Source organism: Brevundimonas sp. AVps23W (assembly GCF_058681395.1).
This window is the reverse complement of the sequence record NZ_CM178738.1, coordinates 1,667,510-1,685,505: the sequence shown is the minus strand read 5'-3', so window position 1 is coordinate 1,685,505 and position 17,996 is coordinate 1,667,510. Positions and strand designations below refer to the sequence as shown.

Below are 17,996 nucleotides of genomic sequence, written 5' to 3'. Positions count from 1 at the left end.
CCAACAGCGGACGGCGGATCAAGGTTCCTGAACTGCCGGCGCCAGGAGAGGCGCGACGGCGCGGACGGTGTTGAGAGAGGCCGCAAAGCCCGGCGCCACCCGTTGCGGTCCCAGCTGTTCATAGGCGTAGCCCAGCGCCAGCACCCTGGCGTCCTGCCATTGGCCGCCGATGAAGCTAATCCCGACGGGCAAGCCGCCCACCTGGCCCATCGGCACAGTCAGGTGCGGATAGCCCGCAACGGCCGGCAGGGTCGAGGCCGAGCCCAGATAGTTGTCGCCGTTGACGATATCGGTGGTCCAGGCCGGGCCGGTCGTGGGCGCGATCAGGACCGCAACGTCATTGTCCTTCAGCAGCCGATCGATGCCCTCAGGGCCGGCGAGACGAAGCGAGGTCTGGCGCGCCGTGACATAGGCAGGGTCGGCGAGCCCGCCCGTCGCCTCGGCCTTCTCGAACAGGTCCTGGCCGAACAGGGCCAGTTCGCGCGGCGTGGCGCGATTGAAGGCGATGACGTCGGCCAGGGTGCGGGTCTTGACCTGGGTCGGATCGGTGGTGGCGAGATAGGCGTTCAGATCGACCTTCAGCTCGGTCAGCAGGACGGTGAATTCCGCGCTGCCGATGACGTCCATATCCGGCCCGTCCTTGATCTCGACCAGAACGGCGCCGGCCTGGCGCATCCGCTCAAGATTGGCCTCGAAAACGGCGTCCGTGCCGGTGGAATATCCGGTCAGGAACCGGGCGACACCGATACGAACGCCACTCAGGCTGGCGCCGTCCAGCGCCGCCGCATAGTCGGTCTTGCGCGCGTCGGCCTCGACCGTCGCGGGATCAGCGGGATCAGTCCCGGCGATGACGGTCAGCACAATGGCGGCGTCCCGGACAGTCCGGGTCATCGGCCCGGCCGTGTCCTGGCTGTGGCTGATCGGCACGATGCCCGTCCGCGACACAAGCCCGACGGTGGGCTTGAACCCGACCAGACCGTTCATCGCCGCCGGACAGGTGATCGACCCGTCCGTCTCGGTCCCAATGGCCACAATGGCGAAACCCGCCGCCACTGCGGCGCCTGATCCCGAGGACGAGCCGCAGGTATTGCGGTCGCGGGCATGGGGATTGCGCGTCAGCCCGCCCACGGCGCTCCAGCCGCTGATCGACCCGGACGAGCGGATATTGGCCCATTCGGACAGATTGCTCTTGCCGATCAGCACCGCGCCCGCCTGGCGCAGACGGGCCGTGATCGGAGCGTCGCGGTCCGGCTGGTTTGCGGTCAGGGCCAGCGACCCCGCCGTGGTAGGCATGCCGCGCGCCTCGACATTGTCCTTGATGACCAGGGGCACGCCGTCCAGCGGCAGGGTCTGTCCGGCGAGGCGGCGGGCGTCGGAGGCGCGAGCGTCCTCAAGCGCCGAAGGGTTTATCGAGATCAGGCTGTTGATCGCGGGACCGGGGGTGCCGAACCGGCCTTCGACGTCATAGCTGCGTATCTGGCTGAGGAAGAACCGCGCCATCTCTTCCCACGAGCCGTAGGGCGTTCGTTCGCCATGAACCCAGGCGATGTCAGCGTCCGGCGGCGGAGGCGGTGGAGGCGGCGTGCGCGCCGAGGCGAACGGCGGTGCAGCGCTCGCCAGGACGACGGCGAACACGCCGGCCATAAGCTTGGTCTTCGACATGTTCGCCCCTCGCGTTCGGTTTCAGCCGTCAGTCATCCGTCGTTTCCGCCCGCTTGCCGATCGTGCGGTCGAGGAAGTCGAGATAGGTGCGCCATTGCTGAAGCTGCCTCGGTTCGCCGCGGACGCCGTGTCTCTGGCCGGGATAGAGCATCATCTCGAAGGGCGTGCTCTTGGCCTGAAGGGCGTCGATGACGCGGGTGGCGTTGCCGAAGATGACATTGTCGTCGGCCATGCCGTGCAGGATCAGCAGACGACCGGTCAGATCATCCAGGCGCGGCAGGACGTCGGTGGCGGCGTAGCCGTCCGGATTGTCCTGGGGCGTGGACATGTAGCGTTCGGTGTAATGGGTGTCGTAGAGGCTCCATTCCGTCGGCGCGGCGCCGGCGAGCGCCGAGGCCAGTCCCGCCTCCGGATCGGTCAGGGTCAGCAGGCTGAGGAAGCCGCCGAAGCTCCACCCCATGACCGCGATATGGTCTGGATCGACATAGGGCAGTGTTTTTAGCCATTTGGCGGCCAAGGTCTGATCCTCGACCGCAGGAATGCCGAGCCGGCGATAGATGCTGGTCTCGAAGGCCTGGGACCGGTCGCCCTCGCCGCGGTTGTCGACGCGGAAGACGATATAGCCGGCCTCGGTCAGCAGTTGGTTGGTCAGAGGCTGCCAGCTCTTCTGCACGCCCGCACCGGTGCCGGGGCCGCCATAGACCTGCATCACCACCGGGTATTTCTTCGACGGATCGAAGTCGGGCGGCGTGGTCATGCGCCAGACCAGGGTTTCGCCATGGCTCTGGATCGTGCCGAACTCGGGCGTCCGCAGACGCGAGACATAGGGGGCGAAGGCGTGGTCGGCGTCGAGCTTGTTTTCCTCGATCCAGCGCACGCGCGTGCCGTCGATCCGGTACAGGGCCGATTGGGGCGGGGTCTTGGGGTCGGAATAGTTGCCGACATAGGCCGTCGCCGGCCCATTGACCGAGACGTTCCACCAGCCGCCGCCCGACGTCACCGCCACCGGATCGACGGTGCGGTTCAGGCTGGCGCGGAACATCTGCTGTTCGATCGGCAGTTCCTTGCCGTCGCGCATCGAGGCGGTGAAATAGACCTCGCCGGTCTTTTCGTTGACGCCGTCCAGATGTTTGACCGGATAGTCGCCGCGCGTGATGGCCCGCAGTTGGCGCCCGTTACGGTCGTACAGATACAGGTGGCGCCAGCCGCTGTCCTCGTTCGACCAGATGAACCGACCGTCGGCCAGCACGTGGAAGTCACTGTTCAGATCGACCCAGGCCTGGGCCTTCTGGCTGAGGATCACGCGCGAGGCGCCGGTGGCCGGATCGACGCTGAGCAGGTCCAGCGTCTTCTGATCACGCGACTGGCGCTGGACGTACAGGATCTTGCCGTCGTCGGACCAGTCCACCCGCGCCAGATAGATGTCGGTGTTCGACCCCAGGTCCACCTTGACCCGTGCGCCGCTTTGCAGGTCGCGAACATAGAGCTCGACCAGGGCGTTGGGGCGGCCGGCGCGGGGATAGCGCTGCTCGACCATGGTGGCGCCGGCGCCGGTGATCTCGAAGCGGGGAACGATGTCCACCGGGCTTTCGTCCACGCGGGTCAGGGCGATGTAGCGTTCGTCCGGGCTCCACCAATAGCCGGTGTCGCGGTCCATCTCTTCCTGGGCGATGAACTCGGCCGTGGCCCAGGTGATCAGGCCGGCGCCGTCCTCGGTGATCGGCATCTCCTTGCCCGTGGCCAGATCATAGATCACCAGGTTCTGGTCGCGGACCCAGGAGACGTAATTGCCCTTGGGCGAGACCTTGGCGTCGATCTCGTCGGCGGCGGTCTCGGTCAGGCGGCGCACCTTGCCGTCGGCGCGGCTGGCCAGGAAGATGTCGCCTTCCAGCGGCGCCAGGATGTAGCGGCCCTGCTTGTCCCAGGAATAGTCCACCACGCCCCGGGCGCTGATGCGCATCCGCTCGCGCCGGGCCTTCTCGGCCTCGGACAGTTCGCCGGCGTCAGGCACCAGGGCGCGGGCGTCGATCAGCTTATAGGCCTCGCCCTCGCCGGTCGGGGCGGCCCACAGGTCCTGAACGTCCACATTGTCTTCGCGCGAGCGCAGAAAGGCGACCAGTTGGCCGTCCGGCGACAGGCTGACCCCCTTGGCCACCGGGCCGTTCAGGCTGGGGCTGGAGAAGACGCGCTCGGGCGTCAGGATGTTGGAGGGCGACTCCTGAGGGGTGGTTTGGGCGAACGCCGAACCGGCCGAGAGGAGGATGGTCGAAGCAAGGAGAACTGTGCGCATGGTCGGTGACGCTAGCGGCCCTTCTGCAAGCCGTCACGAGGAAAAGTCGCCGGTCGGACGATGGCTTTTTCTTCCCTGCGAGCGGGTCTCAGATTAGAGAGACGCACGATGACAGACGCAGCCCTCTCCCCCGCTCCTGTGCCCGCTCCTGTGAAAGCCAGCCCGTTCAACGAACTGGAGGTTCTGTGGGTCCGCCACTGGACCGACAGCCTGTTCAGTTTCGTGGTGAAACGGCCCGAGGATTTCCGCTTCCGCTCGGGCGAATTCGTGATGATCGGCCTGCCGGGCGAAGATGGCGGCAAGCCGGTGTTGCGCGCCTATTCCATCGCCAGCCCCTGCTGGGCCGAGGAACTGGAGTTTTTCTCGATCAAGGTCGCCGACGGCCCCCTGACCTCGCGGCTGCAAAAGATCGTGGCCGGCGACACGGTGCTGATGGGCAAGAAGCCGACCGGCACCCTGGTGCTGGACGCCCTGACCGGCGGCGAGCGGCTGTTCCTGATCGGCACGGGCACGGGCCTGGCCCCCTGGCTGAGCGTGGCGCGCGATCCCGAGACCTATTCCCGCTTCGGCCATGTCTATGTGATCCACACGGTGCGCGGCGTCGCCGACCTGGCTTACCGCGACTTCTTCACCCGCGAGATCCACGACGATCCGCTGATCGGGGACGAGGCCAAGGCGCAGCTGACCTATTATCCGACGGTCACGCGCGAGGCGTTCGAGACCCCCGGCCGGATCACCGACCGGATCAAGTCGGGCGATTTCTTCCGCGACCTGGGCCTGCCCGAGGGCTTCGCCCCCTCCCGCGACCGCGCCATGCTGTGCGGCTCCATGGCCATGATCAAGGAAGCCGGCGAACTGCTGGAGACCTATGGGCTGAAGGAAGGCTCCAACGCCGAGCCCGCCGACTATGTGCTGGAACGCGCCTTCGTCGGCTGACGACTTGAATAATCCGCTCATCCCGGCGAAAGCCGGGACCTAGTTCTTTGGGCGATCCGTCTCTCGCGACGATCCGCGCCCTTGATCCCAGACACCAGTGTGGCGAAAGCACTGGGTCCCGGCTTTCGCCGGGATGAGCGGAAAGTTTTGATGCACCAGCCTGCCCCCGTCGCTGTTCCCGTCGCCGTCGACGCCCGCGTCGATCCCGCCGAATGCCAGTCGATGGCCGAGGTCCGCCAGGGCGTCGACGCCCTGGACCGCGCCCTGGTCGCCCTGCTGGCCGAACGTCAGCGCTATATGGAGGCGGCCGCCCGCATCAAGCCCGACCGCGACGCCGTCTTCGACCAGGCCCGCATCGACGACGTGGTGGCCAAGGTCCTGACCGCCGCAGAAGCGCATCACCTGGCGCCCGAGATCGCCGAGCCGGTCTGGCGCCTGCTGATCGACCGGTGCATCGCCCACGAGTTCGCGACCTACGACCGGACTCGAAGCTAGCCCAGAGCCGAGTGGCGAATTTCTACGACAATCACCCGATCACCAACCACCCGGTATCGGATGATGTAGGGCGGGATCAGCGTCAGTTCCCGATAGCCGCCTTCGGCTAGACGCCCGCGATTTGAGAATTGCTCTAGGGATTCGGCAGCTGAGATCAGGCGGTTGGACAGGCGACGGGCCGCACTGGGATTGAACTCCGCGACATAGTTGCGGATCGCGATCACATCGAGCGCCGCACGGCGCGTCCAGATTACTTCAGCCAAGACTTAGGCGGAGGGCCTTCCTCGGGCGTGCCCCAGGTCCGGACCCAATCCATGATTTCCGCGTTTGGAATCAGCCGACCGGCCGCAATATCAGCCTCAGCCTCAGCCAGACGCGCGGCGTCATCCGCTTCGTCTCGGTGATCGAAGATGGATTGTTCCGGCTGGGCCATGGGGTCAAGCTAACACCAAACCGCTCACCGGTCTAACCTCGCAACCCCCGCAACATCAGCTCGTGCCGATAGGCGGCGACGTCGGCCAGAGCCGCCTCAAGCGCGTCACGGACCCGCTCGAGCGCCGGCGCCGCCAGGGCCTGTTCCGCGGCTTCCGCCTCGGCGCAGGTCGCGGCCAGCTCGCCGGCCCCGATGCCCGCCGCCGCGCCCCGGATGGTGTGGACCCCGTCACGCCAGCCCTCGACCTTGGGGTTCAGCAGGGCGGACCAGAGGGCGGCCTGTTCGACGAACAGGCCCAGCACCTCTTCCGAAATCGCCGCGTCGCCGCCGGTCATGCCTTCCAGCACGCTGAAGTCGACGGCGCCGGTCAGGTCACGACGCGCCATCAGGCGGCTTCTTCCTCGCCCTTGGCCAGGCGCGAGTTCTTGGACGACCACAGCAGATAGATGGCCACGCCGGCGACGTTCCAGATCAGGAACCATTCCTGGGTCTTCTGGGGCAGGCTGAAGAGTAGATACAGGCAACCCGCGATGCCGAGCGGACCGACGATCCAGGCCAGCGGGGCCTTAAACACCCGCGTACGCACCGCGTCGCGGACCCTCAGGACCAGCAGGCTCGCGCAGACGGCGGTGAAGGCCGCCAGCGTCCCCGCATTGGCCAGGGCCGCGATCTCGTCCAGCGGCAGAAGGCCGGCCAGGATGCTGACGATCACGGCCGTGAACAGGGTGACCACCACCGGCACCCCGCGCTGCGACACCCGGCCCAGACGGCGGGGCAGCAGTCCGTCGCGCGCCATGACGTAGAAGATGCGGGTCTGGCCATAGAAAAAGGCCAGGATCACCGTCGGCACGCCTACGATGACGGCCGCGGCCACGATCTGGGCCGCCAGGGGCTGGTTCAGGATGCGCAGGATCAGGGCCAGGGGCTCGCCACTGTCGGCGAACTGGCCAAACGGCATGGAACCGACCGCCAGGGCCGCCACCAGCATGTACAATATGGTGCAGATGATCATTGAGCCCAGGATGCCGATGGTCAGGTCGCGCGCCGGATTGCGCGTTTCCTCCGCCGCGGTCGCCACGGCGTCGAAGCCGTAGAAGGCGAAGAAGACGATGGCCGCCCCCGCCATGACCCCGACCTCCGCCCCCGCCGGGCCGTTCTTGTTGAAGCCGTAGGGCATCAGCGGCTCGAAATTGGCCGGGTCGAACGCGGGCGCGACCACGGCGATGAAGACCAGCAGGGCGCTGCACTTGATCACCACCAGCACGGCGTTGACCGTTGCGCTTTCCTTTGTGCCCAGCAGCAGAAGGCCGGTCACGGCCAGGATGATGGCGATAGCCGGGACATTGATGATCCCGTCCGCATGAGGCCCCGCCGCCAGGGCCTGGGGAATGATGATGTCGAGCGTTCGCAGGAAACCGACCGCATATTCGGACCAGCCGACGGCCACGGCGCTGACCACCAGCGAATATTCCAGGATCAGACTCCAGCCGATGATCCAAGCGATCGCCTCGCCGAGCGCCGCATAGCTATAGGTATAGGCCCCGCCTGAGGCCGGCATCATGGTCGCCAGTTCGGCATAGGCCAGGGCGACGCAGGCGCAGATCACGCCCACGATGGCGAAGGCCACGATGATCCCCGGTCCCGCCTTTTCCACCCCTACGCCCGTCAGCGTATAGATGCCCGTACCCACGATGGCCCCGATGCCCAGCAGCATCAGATGCGGCCAGCCCAGGGTCTTCTTCAACGCCGGCCCGTCGTGCGGCGCCGTCATGACGTCGATCGAACGACGCCGGTTCCAGAAGGCCATGATGCTCACTCCCCACGCCGCCCCACGCGACCGATTCCACCGCGACCATGCCCGTCAAAGAAAGTTTGCGAAAGCGCTTGCCAACCCCCCGTCGGCTGGGTAGTAGGAGCGCCCTTCGGCAAGGCAGTCGCCTCCGCCGCAGACAAGACGACCGGTCGGGTGATTAGCTCAGTTGGTAGAGCAGCTGACTCTTAATCAGCGGGTCGTAGGTTCGAACCCTACATCACCCACCATCGTCTTTTTGATTTCATTGAAAATTTGATCGGCACCCCTCCCGCCCCGTTTCTCTGCTAGAGAAAAACGGTCTATTTTGCGGCCGTGGGTAGCCTCCCGCGCGGGCCCCTCCCGAGACAGCGTCCATAGATAAAACATATATCCGCGCCTTCTAACGATCTCCAGTAGCGACATCGGGCCTGAAACCGCAGGGCGGATCAACAAACCGCGCACCCTTAGTGCGAATGCGTCTCAACGTCCTTGATTGAGGCATTGCCTTTGCTATGACACGGGGATGACATCCATCCTCATCGCTCTATTCGGGTTCGCCGTCGGCGTCGGCGCCGTGACCTTACTGTACCTGAGATGGCGCGGCGATCTTCAGAACTCTGGCTGGGTGGCCGTGGGTTGGACGGCCGCAGCTGCATCCATCGGCCTGTGGGCGATTGCGTTTGAGCCGGATGTAGGCGCGGCGTTCGCCGTCCTGGCCATGACGGTCGCTGCTCTGGGCCTGGTCGGTCGAGGCGTCGATTTACCCGCTCTGGGGCGGTTTCCCAGTGTACGGCGCATTCCCAACCCTGAACCCGGCGGGAAGCCCTCCTGGTCCGGCGTCGCCGCGCGTACGCTCGCGGTCGTTGCGGCCGCCCCCGCCGTGAGCATGAGCCTGGGCCTGCTGGTCTGGGTCGTGACGCCGGTGCATGAATCCACCCGATTCGTCCTGGCCGTGTTCAGCTTCCTTCTCGCCTTCGCCGCCCTTCTGGTCTGGGGCCTGAGCGCGGTGCGGCCCTGGCGCGCACTGGGCCTGATCACGTTGCTCGGCGCAGCGGTCGCGGTTCCCGTCGCGGCGGCGCTTTAGGATGGCCCGCTCGATCTGGCCTAAGTCGCCCCCAGGCTTCGTCCGGCGCCTGCTGGAGGGCCACAAGGTCCTGGGCCTGGCCCTCGGCGGCATCCTGTATCTGATCTGCCTTACCGGCTGGATCGGCGTCTATTACGTCGAGGTCGAACGTTGGGAGCGCCCCAATCTGCCCGAGTTCAGCGCCGTCTCGCCCGAGGCCGCCGCCCTGGCGATTTCGGACAGCCGCCGCGCCATGCTGGCCGACACGCTCCGGGGTCCGCTGGACACCGATCTGTTCATCGGCATGCCGACGGAGGCCATGCCGCGCATGATCGGCGGCTGGGGCCACGAGGCCCGGGCCTATGACGCCGCAGGCGCCTATGCCGGCGACGCCCGTCATGACCTGACCCATTTCCTGACCGAGCTTCACTATTATCTGCATCTGCCGGAGACCTTCGGCATGATCGTCGTCTGCCTGTTCGGCGTGGGCATGATGGCGCTGCTGATCGGCGGCGCCCTGGCGCATCCCCGGATGTTCCGCGACGCCTTCTCGCTTCGGCCGCGCAAGGAGGGCCAGCTGGCGCGGGTCGATGTTCATAACCGTCTGGGGACCTGGACCCTGCCCTTCGCCCTGGCGATCACCCTGACCGGGACGATGATCGGTCTGGCGCAACTGATGGCTCTGGCGCTTGGAACCTTCGCCTACGACGGCAACGTACTGAAGCCCTATGAGCCGATCTTCGGCGCCCAGTCCGAAATCGAGGCCGCGACCGGAGGGCGGGTCCTTCAGGGGGATCCCGCCATCCTGAAGGCGATTCAGCAGATCCGCACGGCCCAGCCGGAGCAGCCGATCAGTTTCATCGCCATTCACATGGTCGGCACGCCGCAAGAATCGATCGAGATCACCACCAAGCCGCCCCATCGGCTGGTCTATGGCGAAACCTGGCGGTTTGACGCCGACGGCAATCTGGTCGGCAGCCACAATATGTCGGACGGTCCCGCCGGCCGTCAGGTGGCCGCCAGCGTCTACAGCTTGCATTTCGGCGATTTCGGCGGGCAGCCCGTGAAGTTCATCTATGCGCTCCTCGGCCTCGCGCTGACGGTGATGATCGCCGCCGGCATGGACATCTGGCTAGTGAAGTCGGCGAGCAAGGGGCGTCCGCGCCCCGCGCTTCACCGGCTCTGGATCGTGCTGGTCTACGGCGCGCCGGCGGCCATCGCCCTAACCTTCGCGGCCGCCATGCCGACCGGCCTCAACCCCGTCGTCCTGTTCTGGAGCCAGATGGTCATTCTCGGCGTCGGATCTCTGGCCAGCATGCGCTTGACTGACGCACCGGCGGCCGAGACGTCGCGGTGGATGCGGTTCGTGCTCGGCGTTTCCGTCCTGGCCATGCCGGCGAGCCACCTGCTGGTGCATGGGTCCATGACCCAGGCGGCCCTCCAGATCAGCCTTCCACTGGCCCTGATCGGCCTGCTCCTGGCGACGACAGCCTTTCCGCGCCGGGCGGCGGCCAAGGCCCGCCAAACTGTCCCGGCCGAGTAGCGCTCTTCAAGCCACAGTCGCCGCTTTTCCCCCGCGCCCTCGGAAGACGCCTTGACCTGGCGAAGTTCATAATGCGATGCAGTCTCAATTACGAACTTCCTGCTCTCTTCAGAGGCCGCCCCCATGCTTCGCTCCGTCCTGCTCGCTTCGGCTTCGATTTCGCTTCTCGGCCTGGCCGCCGGTCCCGCCCTGGCTCAAACGGCGACGACGGACGAGGTCGGCGAAATCGTCGTCATGGGCAAGCGTGTGATCCGCGAGTCGGCCGGCGCGACAGGCCTGGATCTGTCGCTGCGGGAAACGCCGCAGTCGGTGACCGTTATCGGCGCAGCCCAGATCAAACAGTTCAACTTGACCGACGTGAACCAGCTTCTGGCGACCTTGCCCGGCGTCAACGTCGAGGCGGTCGAGACGGACCGAACCTATTACACCTCCCGCGGCTTCGACATCGTGAACTTCCAGGTGGACGGCGTAGGCCAGCCGCTGGACTGGGGCCTGCAGGCCGGCGCGCTGGACGTCGCTCAATATGAACGGGTCGAGGCCGTGCGCGGCGCCAACGGACTGATGACCGGCACCGGCAATCCCTCGGCCACGATCAACTATATCCGCAAGCGTCCGACCGAAGACTTCCAGGCCTCCGCCTCCGCCGGATACGGCACCTGGGACGAGACGCGCCTGACGGCCGACGTCTCCGGCCCGCTCAATGACTCCGGGACGGTGCGCGGCCGCGTGGTCTACGCCAACACCGACAGCGACTCGTACCTCAACTACTATGGGGTCAACCGGAACCTCTACTACGGCATCCTCACCTGGGACGTGACGCCCAAGCTGAACGCCACGGCGGGCTTCTCGCGTCAGGACAATCTGGCGACCGGCGTGAACTGGGGCGCCCTGCCGCTGGTCTATTCGGACGGGACGCAGATCAATTATGATTCGTCGGAAACCACGGGCGCGCCCTGGACCTACTGGGACACCCACCACGACATCGGTTTCGGTGAACTGTCCTATGCGTTCGACAACGGCTGGACGATCAAGGGCGTCTACACTCATCGCGAATCCGAGGAAGACGCCAAACTGCTGTACGCCTACGGCAACCCCGATCCGGTGACGGGTCTGGGCGTCGGCGGCATGAGCGGCAAGTATCCGTCAGAGCTCGAGCAGAACATGTTCGACGTGATCGCCAACGGCGATTTCGGTCTGTTTGGACGGCGCCACCAGGTGGTGCTGGGCTTCAATACCTCGACGAACGACAGCAAGAAGTGGGAGGCCTTCGCCGACTATTTCGACTATCCAGCCTATCAGGGCAGCCACGTCGTCGCGCCGACGGAACCGACCTATCCGGAGGGTTATCTGGCCGAAGACGTGGAAGACCGGCTGACCCGCGCCTATGGCGCCGTCCATCTGAACCTGACCGACAGCCTGACCGCCGTGCTCGGCTTCAACGCCATCGAGGTGAAGACCACCGGCTATTCCTACGGCGTGTCTCAGGCGCGAGATGAGAACAAGGTCAGCCCCTATGTCGGCGTGGTCTATGACCTGAACGCCAATATCTCGCTCTACGCCAGCTATTCGGACCTGTTCACGCCCCAGTCCGAAAGCGACATCAATCGTAACCGGCTAGACGCCGCCGAAGGCCGCAGCTACGAGGCCGGGGTTAAGAGCGAATGGCTCGATGGCCGTCTGTACGCCACGGCGTCCATCTTCAAGTCGGAGCAGGACGGGCTGGCGGAATACAAGGGCTACATTGAGGGCACCTTCGACAGCTACTACGTCGGCGTCGACACCGTCGCTCAGGGCTATGAGTTCGAGGTGGCCGGCCGGATCACGCCGCAGTGGACCGTGGGCGGCGGTTTCACCGACCTGTCCATCGAGGATGGAGCAGGCGCAGACACCCGTCTTTATATTCCGCGCCAGTCGCTGAAGCTGAACACTACCTACACCCTGCCCCAGTACAACAACCTGACCCTGGGCGGCTCCGTTCGGTGGCAGAGCGAGATCTCCACGACCGACCTGGGCACGACGGTCACCCAGGACGCCTATGCCGTGGTCGATCTGCTCGCCGCTGTCGATCTGACCGACCATGTCCGCGCGACGGTCAACGCCAAGAACCTGTTCGACGAAGCCTATTACGGCAGTCTGATGTGGACCCAGGCCTTCTACGCCCCGCCCCGTAGCGTGATGGTCACCCTGGATTATCGCTTCTGAGGTCAAGCATCGCCGTATCCACGTGTGAAATGGTCGATCAGGCCTGAAGGGCCCAGCACCCAGAGATCATATTGTCCCTGGTCCCGCGCCAGGGGCCATACGCCCTTCAGGCTTTCGCCTGGCCCGACGGTGTAGCGGCGAGGAATTCGGTCCAGGTGAAGCCGATCATAGACATGGAACACGGCCGCAAGCTCGCCCTGGACGGAGAATGTCAGCGTGGCCTCGCTCTTGTCTGCATTCAGGTCGCAGGTCGTTTGCAGCCGATATCGGGTCGGACGGGTCGGCCTTTCGCCTGGTTCCTGACGCGGCCGGCTGTGATCGGCAGGGAGGACGGGCGTGGGCTGGTGCGGGATGGCTGCGGCCCGCGTTCGGGCGTCCGTCGTGTCCGGCAACAGCCGGGTGAAATCGGTGTCGTTGGGCGTCGCGAAATCGAAGGCGGTGGTCAGGTCGCTGCACACCGCGCGTCGCCATGGCGATATGTTGGGCTCCATCACGCCGAAGCGGCGCTCCAGAAAACGGATGACAGAGGTGTGGTCCGCCACTTCCGAATGGACCCAGCCGCCGCGCGACCACGGTGACAGGACATACAGGGGCACGCGCGGCCCCAGACCATAAGGCCGCCCCCGGAACTCCGCCGTGTCGCCGTCGGCGCCCAGCGCGGGAAGGCGATGGTACTCGCCGGCCGTCGAGACCGTTGAGGCGCCGGCGAAGCCCCCTGGCGCCTCCGGATCAGGCGAAGGCGGCGCGGGCGGCGGCACATGATCGAAGAAGCCGTCATTCTCGTCGAAATTGATGAACAGCACCGTCCGCGCCCAAACCGCGGGATCGGCGGTCAGGGCGTCGATGACCCGCGCGATATAGTCCGCGCCCTGGGCGGGGCTGGACGGGCCGGGATGCTCGGACCCCTCGGCCGTCCCGATGATCCATGACACCTGAGGCAGGCGACCGCTCAGCACATCGGCCTTCAGCTGGTCCAGGTCCCGCGTGGTCAGGGCGCGCTCCTTCAGCGCCGGATCCGAGCCGGGCTCGTCGCGCCAGGCCCGCCGGTAGGCCATGAAGTTCTGGACGGGATTGTCGCCGAAATTGTCGGCGAGGTCCTGGTAGTGGCGCCAGTCGATTCCCGCCGCCTGAAGCCGCTCGGCGTAGGTGGTCCAGTTGTAGCGCGGCTGATCGTCGTCGGGCTTGTTCAGGTCGTCATCGACATTGTCGATCACCGGACCGCCGGCCAGACCCTGGGGGTCATTGGTTCCGCTGAACAGGAACAGACGGTTGGTGTTGGTGCCGGTCTGGACCGAGCAGTGATAGGCGTCGCAGAGGGTGAAGGCCTCGGCCATCGCGTATTGGAAGGGTATGTCCTGGCGCGTGTAATAGCCCATGGCGCGCTGGGTTTTGGCCTCGGGCCAATTGGCCATCCGTCCCTGGTCCCAAGCGGCCTGAGCGTCGGGCCAATGGTGCGGCGTGCCCTGCATCCGCATCAGGTCGAAGTTTGAGGCGGTGGACAGGTGAAAGGGACTGACGAAGGCAGGCGGCTGAGCCGTGCGGTCGGCCTGGGCCCAGACGTCACGCGGGGCGCCGTCAGAGCCGTGCGCCACCGGAATGGGATGGGGATCGCCGAATCCCCGCACCCCCGCCATCGCTCCGAAGTAGTGATCGAAACTGCGGTTCTCCTGCATCAGGATCACCACATGCTCCACATCCTCGATCGTGCCCTTGCGGACATCGGCCGAAATGGAAAGGGCCCGCGCCAGAGACGCCGGAAGGCCGGCCGCCAGGGCCGCGCCCAAACCGCCCGTCAGAAGAGATCGCCGATCAACAGACATGATGTTTCCAAAACGGGGGCCCGCGCCGATCTTATGACCGGCGCGGGCGACAGGCTTAGGACGATGAGGCGAGCCGCCTCAGCGACGCCAGGTCAGGCCCAGACCCAGCATCCGCGGCGCGGTCTGGTAGCCGATGGTGTAGCGTTCCGACTTGCCGCGCGTGGCCCAGTAGCCGGCCTCGCCCGTCAGGTTCTCGCCATAGAGGCTGAGCACCAGTTGGTCGGTCAGTTGCAGGCGTGCGCCGAAATCGAGCGTCGCCTGGGGCTGAATATATTCGTCCAGGGCATTGGCGCGCAGGGTCGCGATATAACGACCCCGGTAGCTGTAGCCCAGGTCGGCGTCGAACCGGTCGCGCTTGTAACCGATGCCGATATTGCCCAGCACTTCGGGCGCATTGGGCAGGCCGACTTCGACGCTGTCGCGCCAGGCGATGCCCGGATCGGCCTTGCTCGGCTGGTAGGTGTAGTTGGCCCAGGCCGAGAAGCCGGCGATCAGATCGCGGCGGCCGGCCAGTTCGACACCCCAGATGCTGGCGTCCTTGCCGTTGGCAGAAGTGGTGATCGGCACGCCGTCTTCGCCCACGATGACCTGAGATCCGGCCGACTGATAGATGAAGTTGTCGATCTCCTTGCGGAACAGGCCCGCCGAGAAGAAGCCCTGGTCGCCGGAATATTGAACACCCAGATCGAAGTTCAGGGCTTCGGCCGGCTTCAGGTCGGGATTGCCCTGTGAGATCGAGACGATCCGCGTCCCGTTGGATTCGACATTGATCCCCTTGGAGATGTCGGTGAAGTTCGGTCGGGCGAACGAGGTCCAGACGGCGGCGCGAACGGTCCACGCATCATTGGGGCGCCAATCGACATGCAGGCTGGGCAGGAACTCGGTGTAGCTGGCCTCGGTGGTGCCGGTCGCGCCGCCGAACTCACGCTTGACGGCGCCTGTGACCGCGTCCTCGGTCGTCACCAGCGCCTCGTTGTGAACATCCGTCCGCTCGACCCGAGCGCCGGCAGTGGCCGACCAGGCGCCCCGCTCCACCACCGCCATGGCGTAACCGCTATAGCTGGTCTCGTGGCCGGTGGCGTCGTTCAGGTTCCAGGGATACTCCTCGTCGGTGACGCGCGGCGCGGCCTGCAACAGGGCCAGCACCCGGTTCATCTCCAGGATCGTGCCGAAACGGGTCCGATCCCGATAATGATCGTCGTCGAAATGGTCGATCGAGCCCGCGATCAGGTCGCTGTTGCTAGATAGGGACGAGCCGCTGGCCAGGCCGGGAATGTCGTGCGTGCCGCTATCGACGTCCTGCTGCTGGTCATAGTCCCGCTGAGACCGACGGAAGCGGAACCCGCCCTTGACCGTCTTGATCAGACCCTCGCCCTCGGGCGACCAGGTCAGATTGGTCGAGGCGAAGGCCTGGGAGTCTTCAGAAATACGACGGTACAGTTCGGCATAATCGAACTTCAGGTTCGCCGGGTTCAGCATGGCCGAAGATTGGGCTTCGCTCATAACCCAGGTCGGATGCTTGCTGTCCGACGTATCAAAGCTGATCGGGGTATTGAAGATCGGCAGACTGTCGTCCGTGACGTATTCCGTATACCACTGGTTGGGCGTCTCAGTACGGCCGTAGGTATAGGCGATGTCGTAATCGAGTTCGAAAGCGCTGCGGACGTGGCGGCCGCCGAAATCGATCATGGCCAGCCGGTTGTCTTCCTGCTTCACCTCGGCCCCCATCAGGGACGAGAAGCCTTCTATCTCTCCAGCAGAGTTCAGCTTGGTCTTGACGTCGACATAGTCGTGCAGCTGGTCATTCTTCCACTGTGAATAGAGGCCGCGCAGATGCAGATCATCGTCTGCCGAGGGGCGGTATTCCAGAGTGAAGTTGCCGCCGGTGCGATCAATGTCGTTCACGAACCGGTCCAGGCCGTGAGAAACCAGGCGCAGCTCGGTGCTTTCAGGCAGGACGACGTTGCTTTCAGGCAGTTCACCGGCCGGACGCCAGCTGGTGTTGTAGCTGATGTTCTCGTTGCGCTCGCCGGTGATGGTCCGCTCAGTGTGGAAGATCACGCCGTAAAGACCCAGGGTCTTTTCCGGGTTCAAATAGGTCGAGAAGGCCCCGGTCAGGTCGATCGCCGTCTTGTCGGCGATGTTTTCACGACTGGCGCGGACCGACAGCGTGGCCAATTGCTCGTTGAAGTCGAAGGGGCTGGGCAGACGGAAGTCGATGGTGCCGCCGACGGCGTCGCCGTCCAGGTCCGGCGTCACGCTCTTTACGACCCGAACATTGTCCAGGCCGTCCGGCGGCAACAGATCCAAAGCGACGGCGCGGTTGTCGCGACCGGAGGTCGCCAGACGCACCCCGTTCATGGTGTAGACGTTCAAGGCGCCGTCCAGGCCGCGAATGGTCACGAAACGCGCGTCGCCCGTGCCCCGGTCGTTGACGGTGCTGACGCCCGGCAGCCGCTTCAGCGCCGCCGCCACGCTGGTGGAGGGAATGGTCAACAGTTCATCGGCCGAAATCACCTCCGACACGATGTCCGCCTGGCGTTGCTCCGCCTCGGCGCGACGGGTGGCGTTGCGCGCGCCCGTGACGATGATTTCGGCGAGACCAACGGGTTCGACCTGCGTCTGACCCGGCTCGGTTTGCGCCCAGGCTGAGGCGGGCAGGACTGCCGCGAGCGCGACCCCGCACAACAGGGCGCGCGCACCGAAGCGCGTGTTTGATAGAACCATAATGACATCCCCTGAATTGGACGGCGCCAAGCCGTCTTGGGGAGCGATCTAGGCGGCCCCTGTGACATGGATGTGAACTATTGTGGTATTTTGTGTTTTCGTGTGGATTTATGTGAGAATGAATGTCACATACCACAGGCAAGGACAGCTAGGGGGACGCGTTGAATCAAACGGCTAGGCTAGACGCCATTCTTTCGGCCCTGTCGGATCAGGGATCTTGCACGATCACGGACCTCGCCACGACCTTCTCCGTCTCGGAAGAAACCGTGCGTCGCGACATTCGGCGCCTGGAACAGGATGGGGCGGTGCGAAAGGTGCACGGCGGCGTCCGCCTGCGCGACCGGCGCGCCGAAGCGCCCTGGCGTCAGAGGCTCAACGTCAATGCGGAGATCAAAAAGCGCATTGCTGCTCGCGCGGCGGACCTCGTCGAGCCCGGCATGACCGTGTTGCTGGATTCAAGCACGACGGCTTTCTGGATGGCGCGCGAGATCGCATCGGTGCGCAACCTGACCGTCGTCACAAATAGTCTTGAAACCGCGTGCGAGGTGTCAGCGACGTCGGATGCGCGTCTGTTTCTGGCGGGCGGCGCCGTCAACACGACCTATCGTGCGGCCTTTGGCCCTGAGGCGGCGGCATACGCCAACCGGTTCGTGCCCGACCTCGCCGTCTTCTCCATCGTCGCCATAGACGCCACGCGGGGCTTTCTGGACCACGAGCCGGAAGAGGCTGAATTTGCGCGAGCGGTTCTGCCGAACGCCCGCAAGACGATCTGCCTCGCCGATGCCTCGAAGTTCGGAGCGTCCGGCCGGATCGTTGCAGCGGACTGGTCGCAGGTCGATCTGATCGTGACCGACTCCCCTGCCCCGTCCGATATCGAAACCGCCGCGCGGGAAAGCCTTACAGACGTCTTGATCGCGGGCTGAACCCGCGCGCCGGGCCAGGCTACAGCGCAATCGCCGGATAAGGATCTGGGCGCGCCGGCAGCCGCTTAGCCCGCCCCCGATCACAGGATCGGGGGCGGGCCGGCGTCGTC

The 17,996-nt window shown here is 65.4% G+C and carries 14 protein-coding genes and 1 tRNA gene; 7 read left to right on the top strand and 8 right to left on the bottom strand.

Going from position 1 to position 17,996, the window contains the following annotated elements:
• Positions 1–18: 18 nt before the first annotated feature.
• Together ACW177_RS08250 and ACW177_RS08245 are read right to left on the bottom strand one after the other, a co-directional pair.
• On the bottom strand, positions 19–1,662 hold the full coding sequence (locus ACW177_RS08250; protein ID WP_492025250.1) for an amidase: 1,644 nt from the start codon (positions 1,660–1,662) through the stop codon (positions 19–21).
• A gap of 28 nt (positions 1,663–1,690) precedes the next feature.
• Entirely contained in the window at positions 1,691–3,952 is a 2,262-nt protein-coding gene (locus ACW177_RS08245) for a S9 family peptidase (RefSeq protein ID WP_492025249.1), read from the bottom strand.
• A 108-nt stretch (positions 3,953–4,060) separates the two neighbouring features.
• Between ACW177_RS08245 and ACW177_RS08240 the strand changes: the two genes are divergently transcribed.
• A complete protein-coding gene (locus ACW177_RS08240) occupies positions 4,061–4,888 on the top strand; it encodes a ferredoxin--NADP reductase (protein WP_492025248.1) in 828 nt (275 codons plus the stop codon).
• 150 nt (positions 4,889–5,038) lie between these two features.
• Positions 5,039–5,383 carry a chorismate mutase gene (locus ACW177_RS08235; RefSeq protein WP_492025247.1) on the top strand — a complete coding sequence of 115 codons (345 nt, stop codon included), beginning with the start codon at positions 5,039–5,041 and terminating at the stop codon, positions 5,381–5,383.
• On the opposite strand, the gene ACW177_RS08230 is transcribed toward ACW177_RS08235, so the two are convergent.
• From ACW177_RS08230 to ACW177_RS08215, 4 genes are read right to left on the bottom strand one after another with little or no spacing between them, the layout of a single operon-like run.
• Positions 5,380–5,646, bottom strand: a complete 267-nt coding sequence (locus ACW177_RS08230; protein WP_492025246.1) for a type II toxin-antitoxin system RelE/ParE family toxin — start codon at positions 5,644–5,646, stop codon at positions 5,380–5,382. The two genes, ACW177_RS08235 and ACW177_RS08230, sit on opposite strands and share 4 nt — an antisense overlap.
• Positions 5,634–5,816 carry an antitoxin gene (locus ACW177_RS08225; RefSeq protein ID WP_492025245.1) on the bottom strand — a complete coding sequence of 61 codons (183 nt, stop codon included), beginning with the start codon at positions 5,814–5,816 and terminating at the stop codon, positions 5,634–5,636. Before ACW177_RS08225 ends, ACW177_RS08230 begins: the two co-directional genes overlap by 13 nt.
• Positions 5,817–5,848: 32 nt before the next feature.
• Complete coding sequence (locus tag ACW177_RS08220; RefSeq protein WP_492025244.1) at positions 5,849–6,202, bottom strand: Hpt domain-containing protein; 354 nt, start codon at positions 6,200–6,202, stop codon at positions 5,849–5,851.
• Positions 6,202–7,623: an amino acid permease gene (locus tag ACW177_RS08215; protein ID WP_492025243.1), complete on the bottom strand. Its 1,422-nt coding sequence runs from the start codon at positions 7,621–7,623 to the stop codon at positions 6,202–6,204. Before ACW177_RS08215 ends, ACW177_RS08220 begins: the two co-directional genes overlap by 1 nt.
• A gap of 157 nt (positions 7,624–7,780) precedes the next feature.
• Between ACW177_RS08215 and ACW177_RS08210 the strand changes: the two genes are divergently transcribed.
• The 4 genes from ACW177_RS08210 (at position 7,781) to ACW177_RS08195 (ending at position 12,416) form a co-directional block, all read left to right on the top strand.
• A tRNA-Lys gene (locus ACW177_RS08210) sits at positions 7,781–7,856 on the top strand.
• Between the two features lie 275 nt (positions 7,857–8,131).
• Entirely contained in the window at positions 8,132–8,692 is a 561-nt protein-coding gene (locus ACW177_RS08205) for a hypothetical protein (protein WP_492025242.1), read from the top strand.
• Between the two features lies 1 nt (position 8,693).
• Positions 8,694–10,214, top strand: coding sequence for a PepSY-associated TM helix domain-containing protein (locus ACW177_RS08200; RefSeq protein WP_492025241.1), 1,521 nt, complete (start codon positions 8,694–8,696; stop codon positions 10,212–10,214).
• A 123-nt stretch (positions 10,215–10,337) separates the two neighbouring features.
• A complete protein-coding gene (locus tag ACW177_RS08195; RefSeq protein ID WP_492025240.1) occupies positions 10,338–12,416 on the top strand; it encodes a TonB-dependent siderophore receptor in 2,079 nt (692 codons plus the stop codon).
• Positions 12,417–12,418: 2 nt separating this feature from the next.
• Here ACW177_RS08195 and ACW177_RS08190 read toward each other — a convergent pair whose 3' ends face one another.
• A complete protein-coding gene (locus tag ACW177_RS08190) occupies positions 12,419–14,239 on the bottom strand; it encodes a phosphocholine-specific phospholipase C (protein ID WP_492028099.1) in 1,821 nt (606 codons plus the stop codon).
• Positions 14,240–14,314: 75 nt separating this feature from the next.
• Complete coding sequence (locus ACW177_RS08185) at positions 14,315–16,963, bottom strand: TonB-dependent receptor (protein WP_492025239.1); 2,649 nt, start codon at positions 16,961–16,963, stop codon at positions 14,315–14,317.
• Between the two features lie 161 nt (positions 16,964–17,124).
• Here ACW177_RS08185 and ACW177_RS08180 point away from each other — a divergent pair, with 161 nt between their 5' ends.
• Positions 17,125–17,886 (top strand): DeoR/GlpR family DNA-binding transcription regulator, encoded by a 762-nt coding sequence (locus tag ACW177_RS08180; RefSeq protein WP_492025238.1) that lies wholly within the window; start codon positions 17,125–17,127, stop codon positions 17,884–17,886.
• The last annotated feature ends 110 nt before the right edge of the window (positions 17,887–17,996 follow it).

What these genes read in the sequence shown, in the direction of transcription:
- ACW177_RS08240 (WP_492025248.1), top strand. Translation starts at nt 4,061, where the DNA reads ATGACAGACGCAGCCCTCTCCCCCGCTCCTGTGCCCGCTCCTGTGAAA.
- ACW177_RS08205 (WP_492025242.1), top strand. Translation starts at nt 8,132, where the DNA reads ATGACATCCATCCTCATCGCTCTATTCGGGTTCGCCGTCGGCGTCGGC.
- ACW177_RS08185 (WP_492025239.1), bottom strand. Translation starts at nt 16,963, where the DNA reads ATGGTTCTATCAAACACGCGCTTCGGTGCGCGCGCCCTGTTGTGCGGG.
- ACW177_RS08225 (WP_492025245.1), bottom strand. Translation starts at nt 5,816, where the DNA reads ATGGCCCAGCCGGAACAATCCATCTTCGATCACCGAGACGAAGCGGAT.
- ACW177_RS08245 (WP_492025249.1), bottom strand. Translation starts at nt 3,952, where the DNA reads ATGCGCACAGTTCTCCTTGCTTCGACCATCCTCCTCTCGGCCGGTTCG.
- ACW177_RS08235 (WP_492025247.1), top strand. Translation starts at nt 5,039, where the DNA reads ATGCACCAGCCTGCCCCCGTCGCTGTTCCCGTCGCCGTCGACGCCCGC.
- ACW177_RS08220 (WP_492025244.1), bottom strand. Translation starts at nt 6,202, where the DNA reads ATGGCGCGTCGTGACCTGACCGGCGCCGTCGACTTCAGCGTGCTGGAA.
- ACW177_RS08215 (WP_492025243.1), bottom strand. Translation starts at nt 7,623, where the DNA reads ATGGCCTTCTGGAACCGGCGTCGTTCGATCGACGTCATGACGGCGCCG.
- ACW177_RS08200 (WP_492025241.1), top strand. Translation starts at nt 8,694, where the DNA reads ATGGCCCGCTCGATCTGGCCTAAGTCGCCCCCAGGCTTCGTCCGGCGC.
- ACW177_RS08195 (WP_492025240.1), top strand. Translation starts at nt 10,338, where the DNA reads ATGCTTCGCTCCGTCCTGCTCGCTTCGGCTTCGATTTCGCTTCTCGGC.
- ACW177_RS08250 (WP_492025250.1), bottom strand. Translation starts at nt 1,662, where the DNA reads ATGTCGAAGACCAAGCTTATGGCCGGCGTGTTCGCCGTCGTCCTGGCG.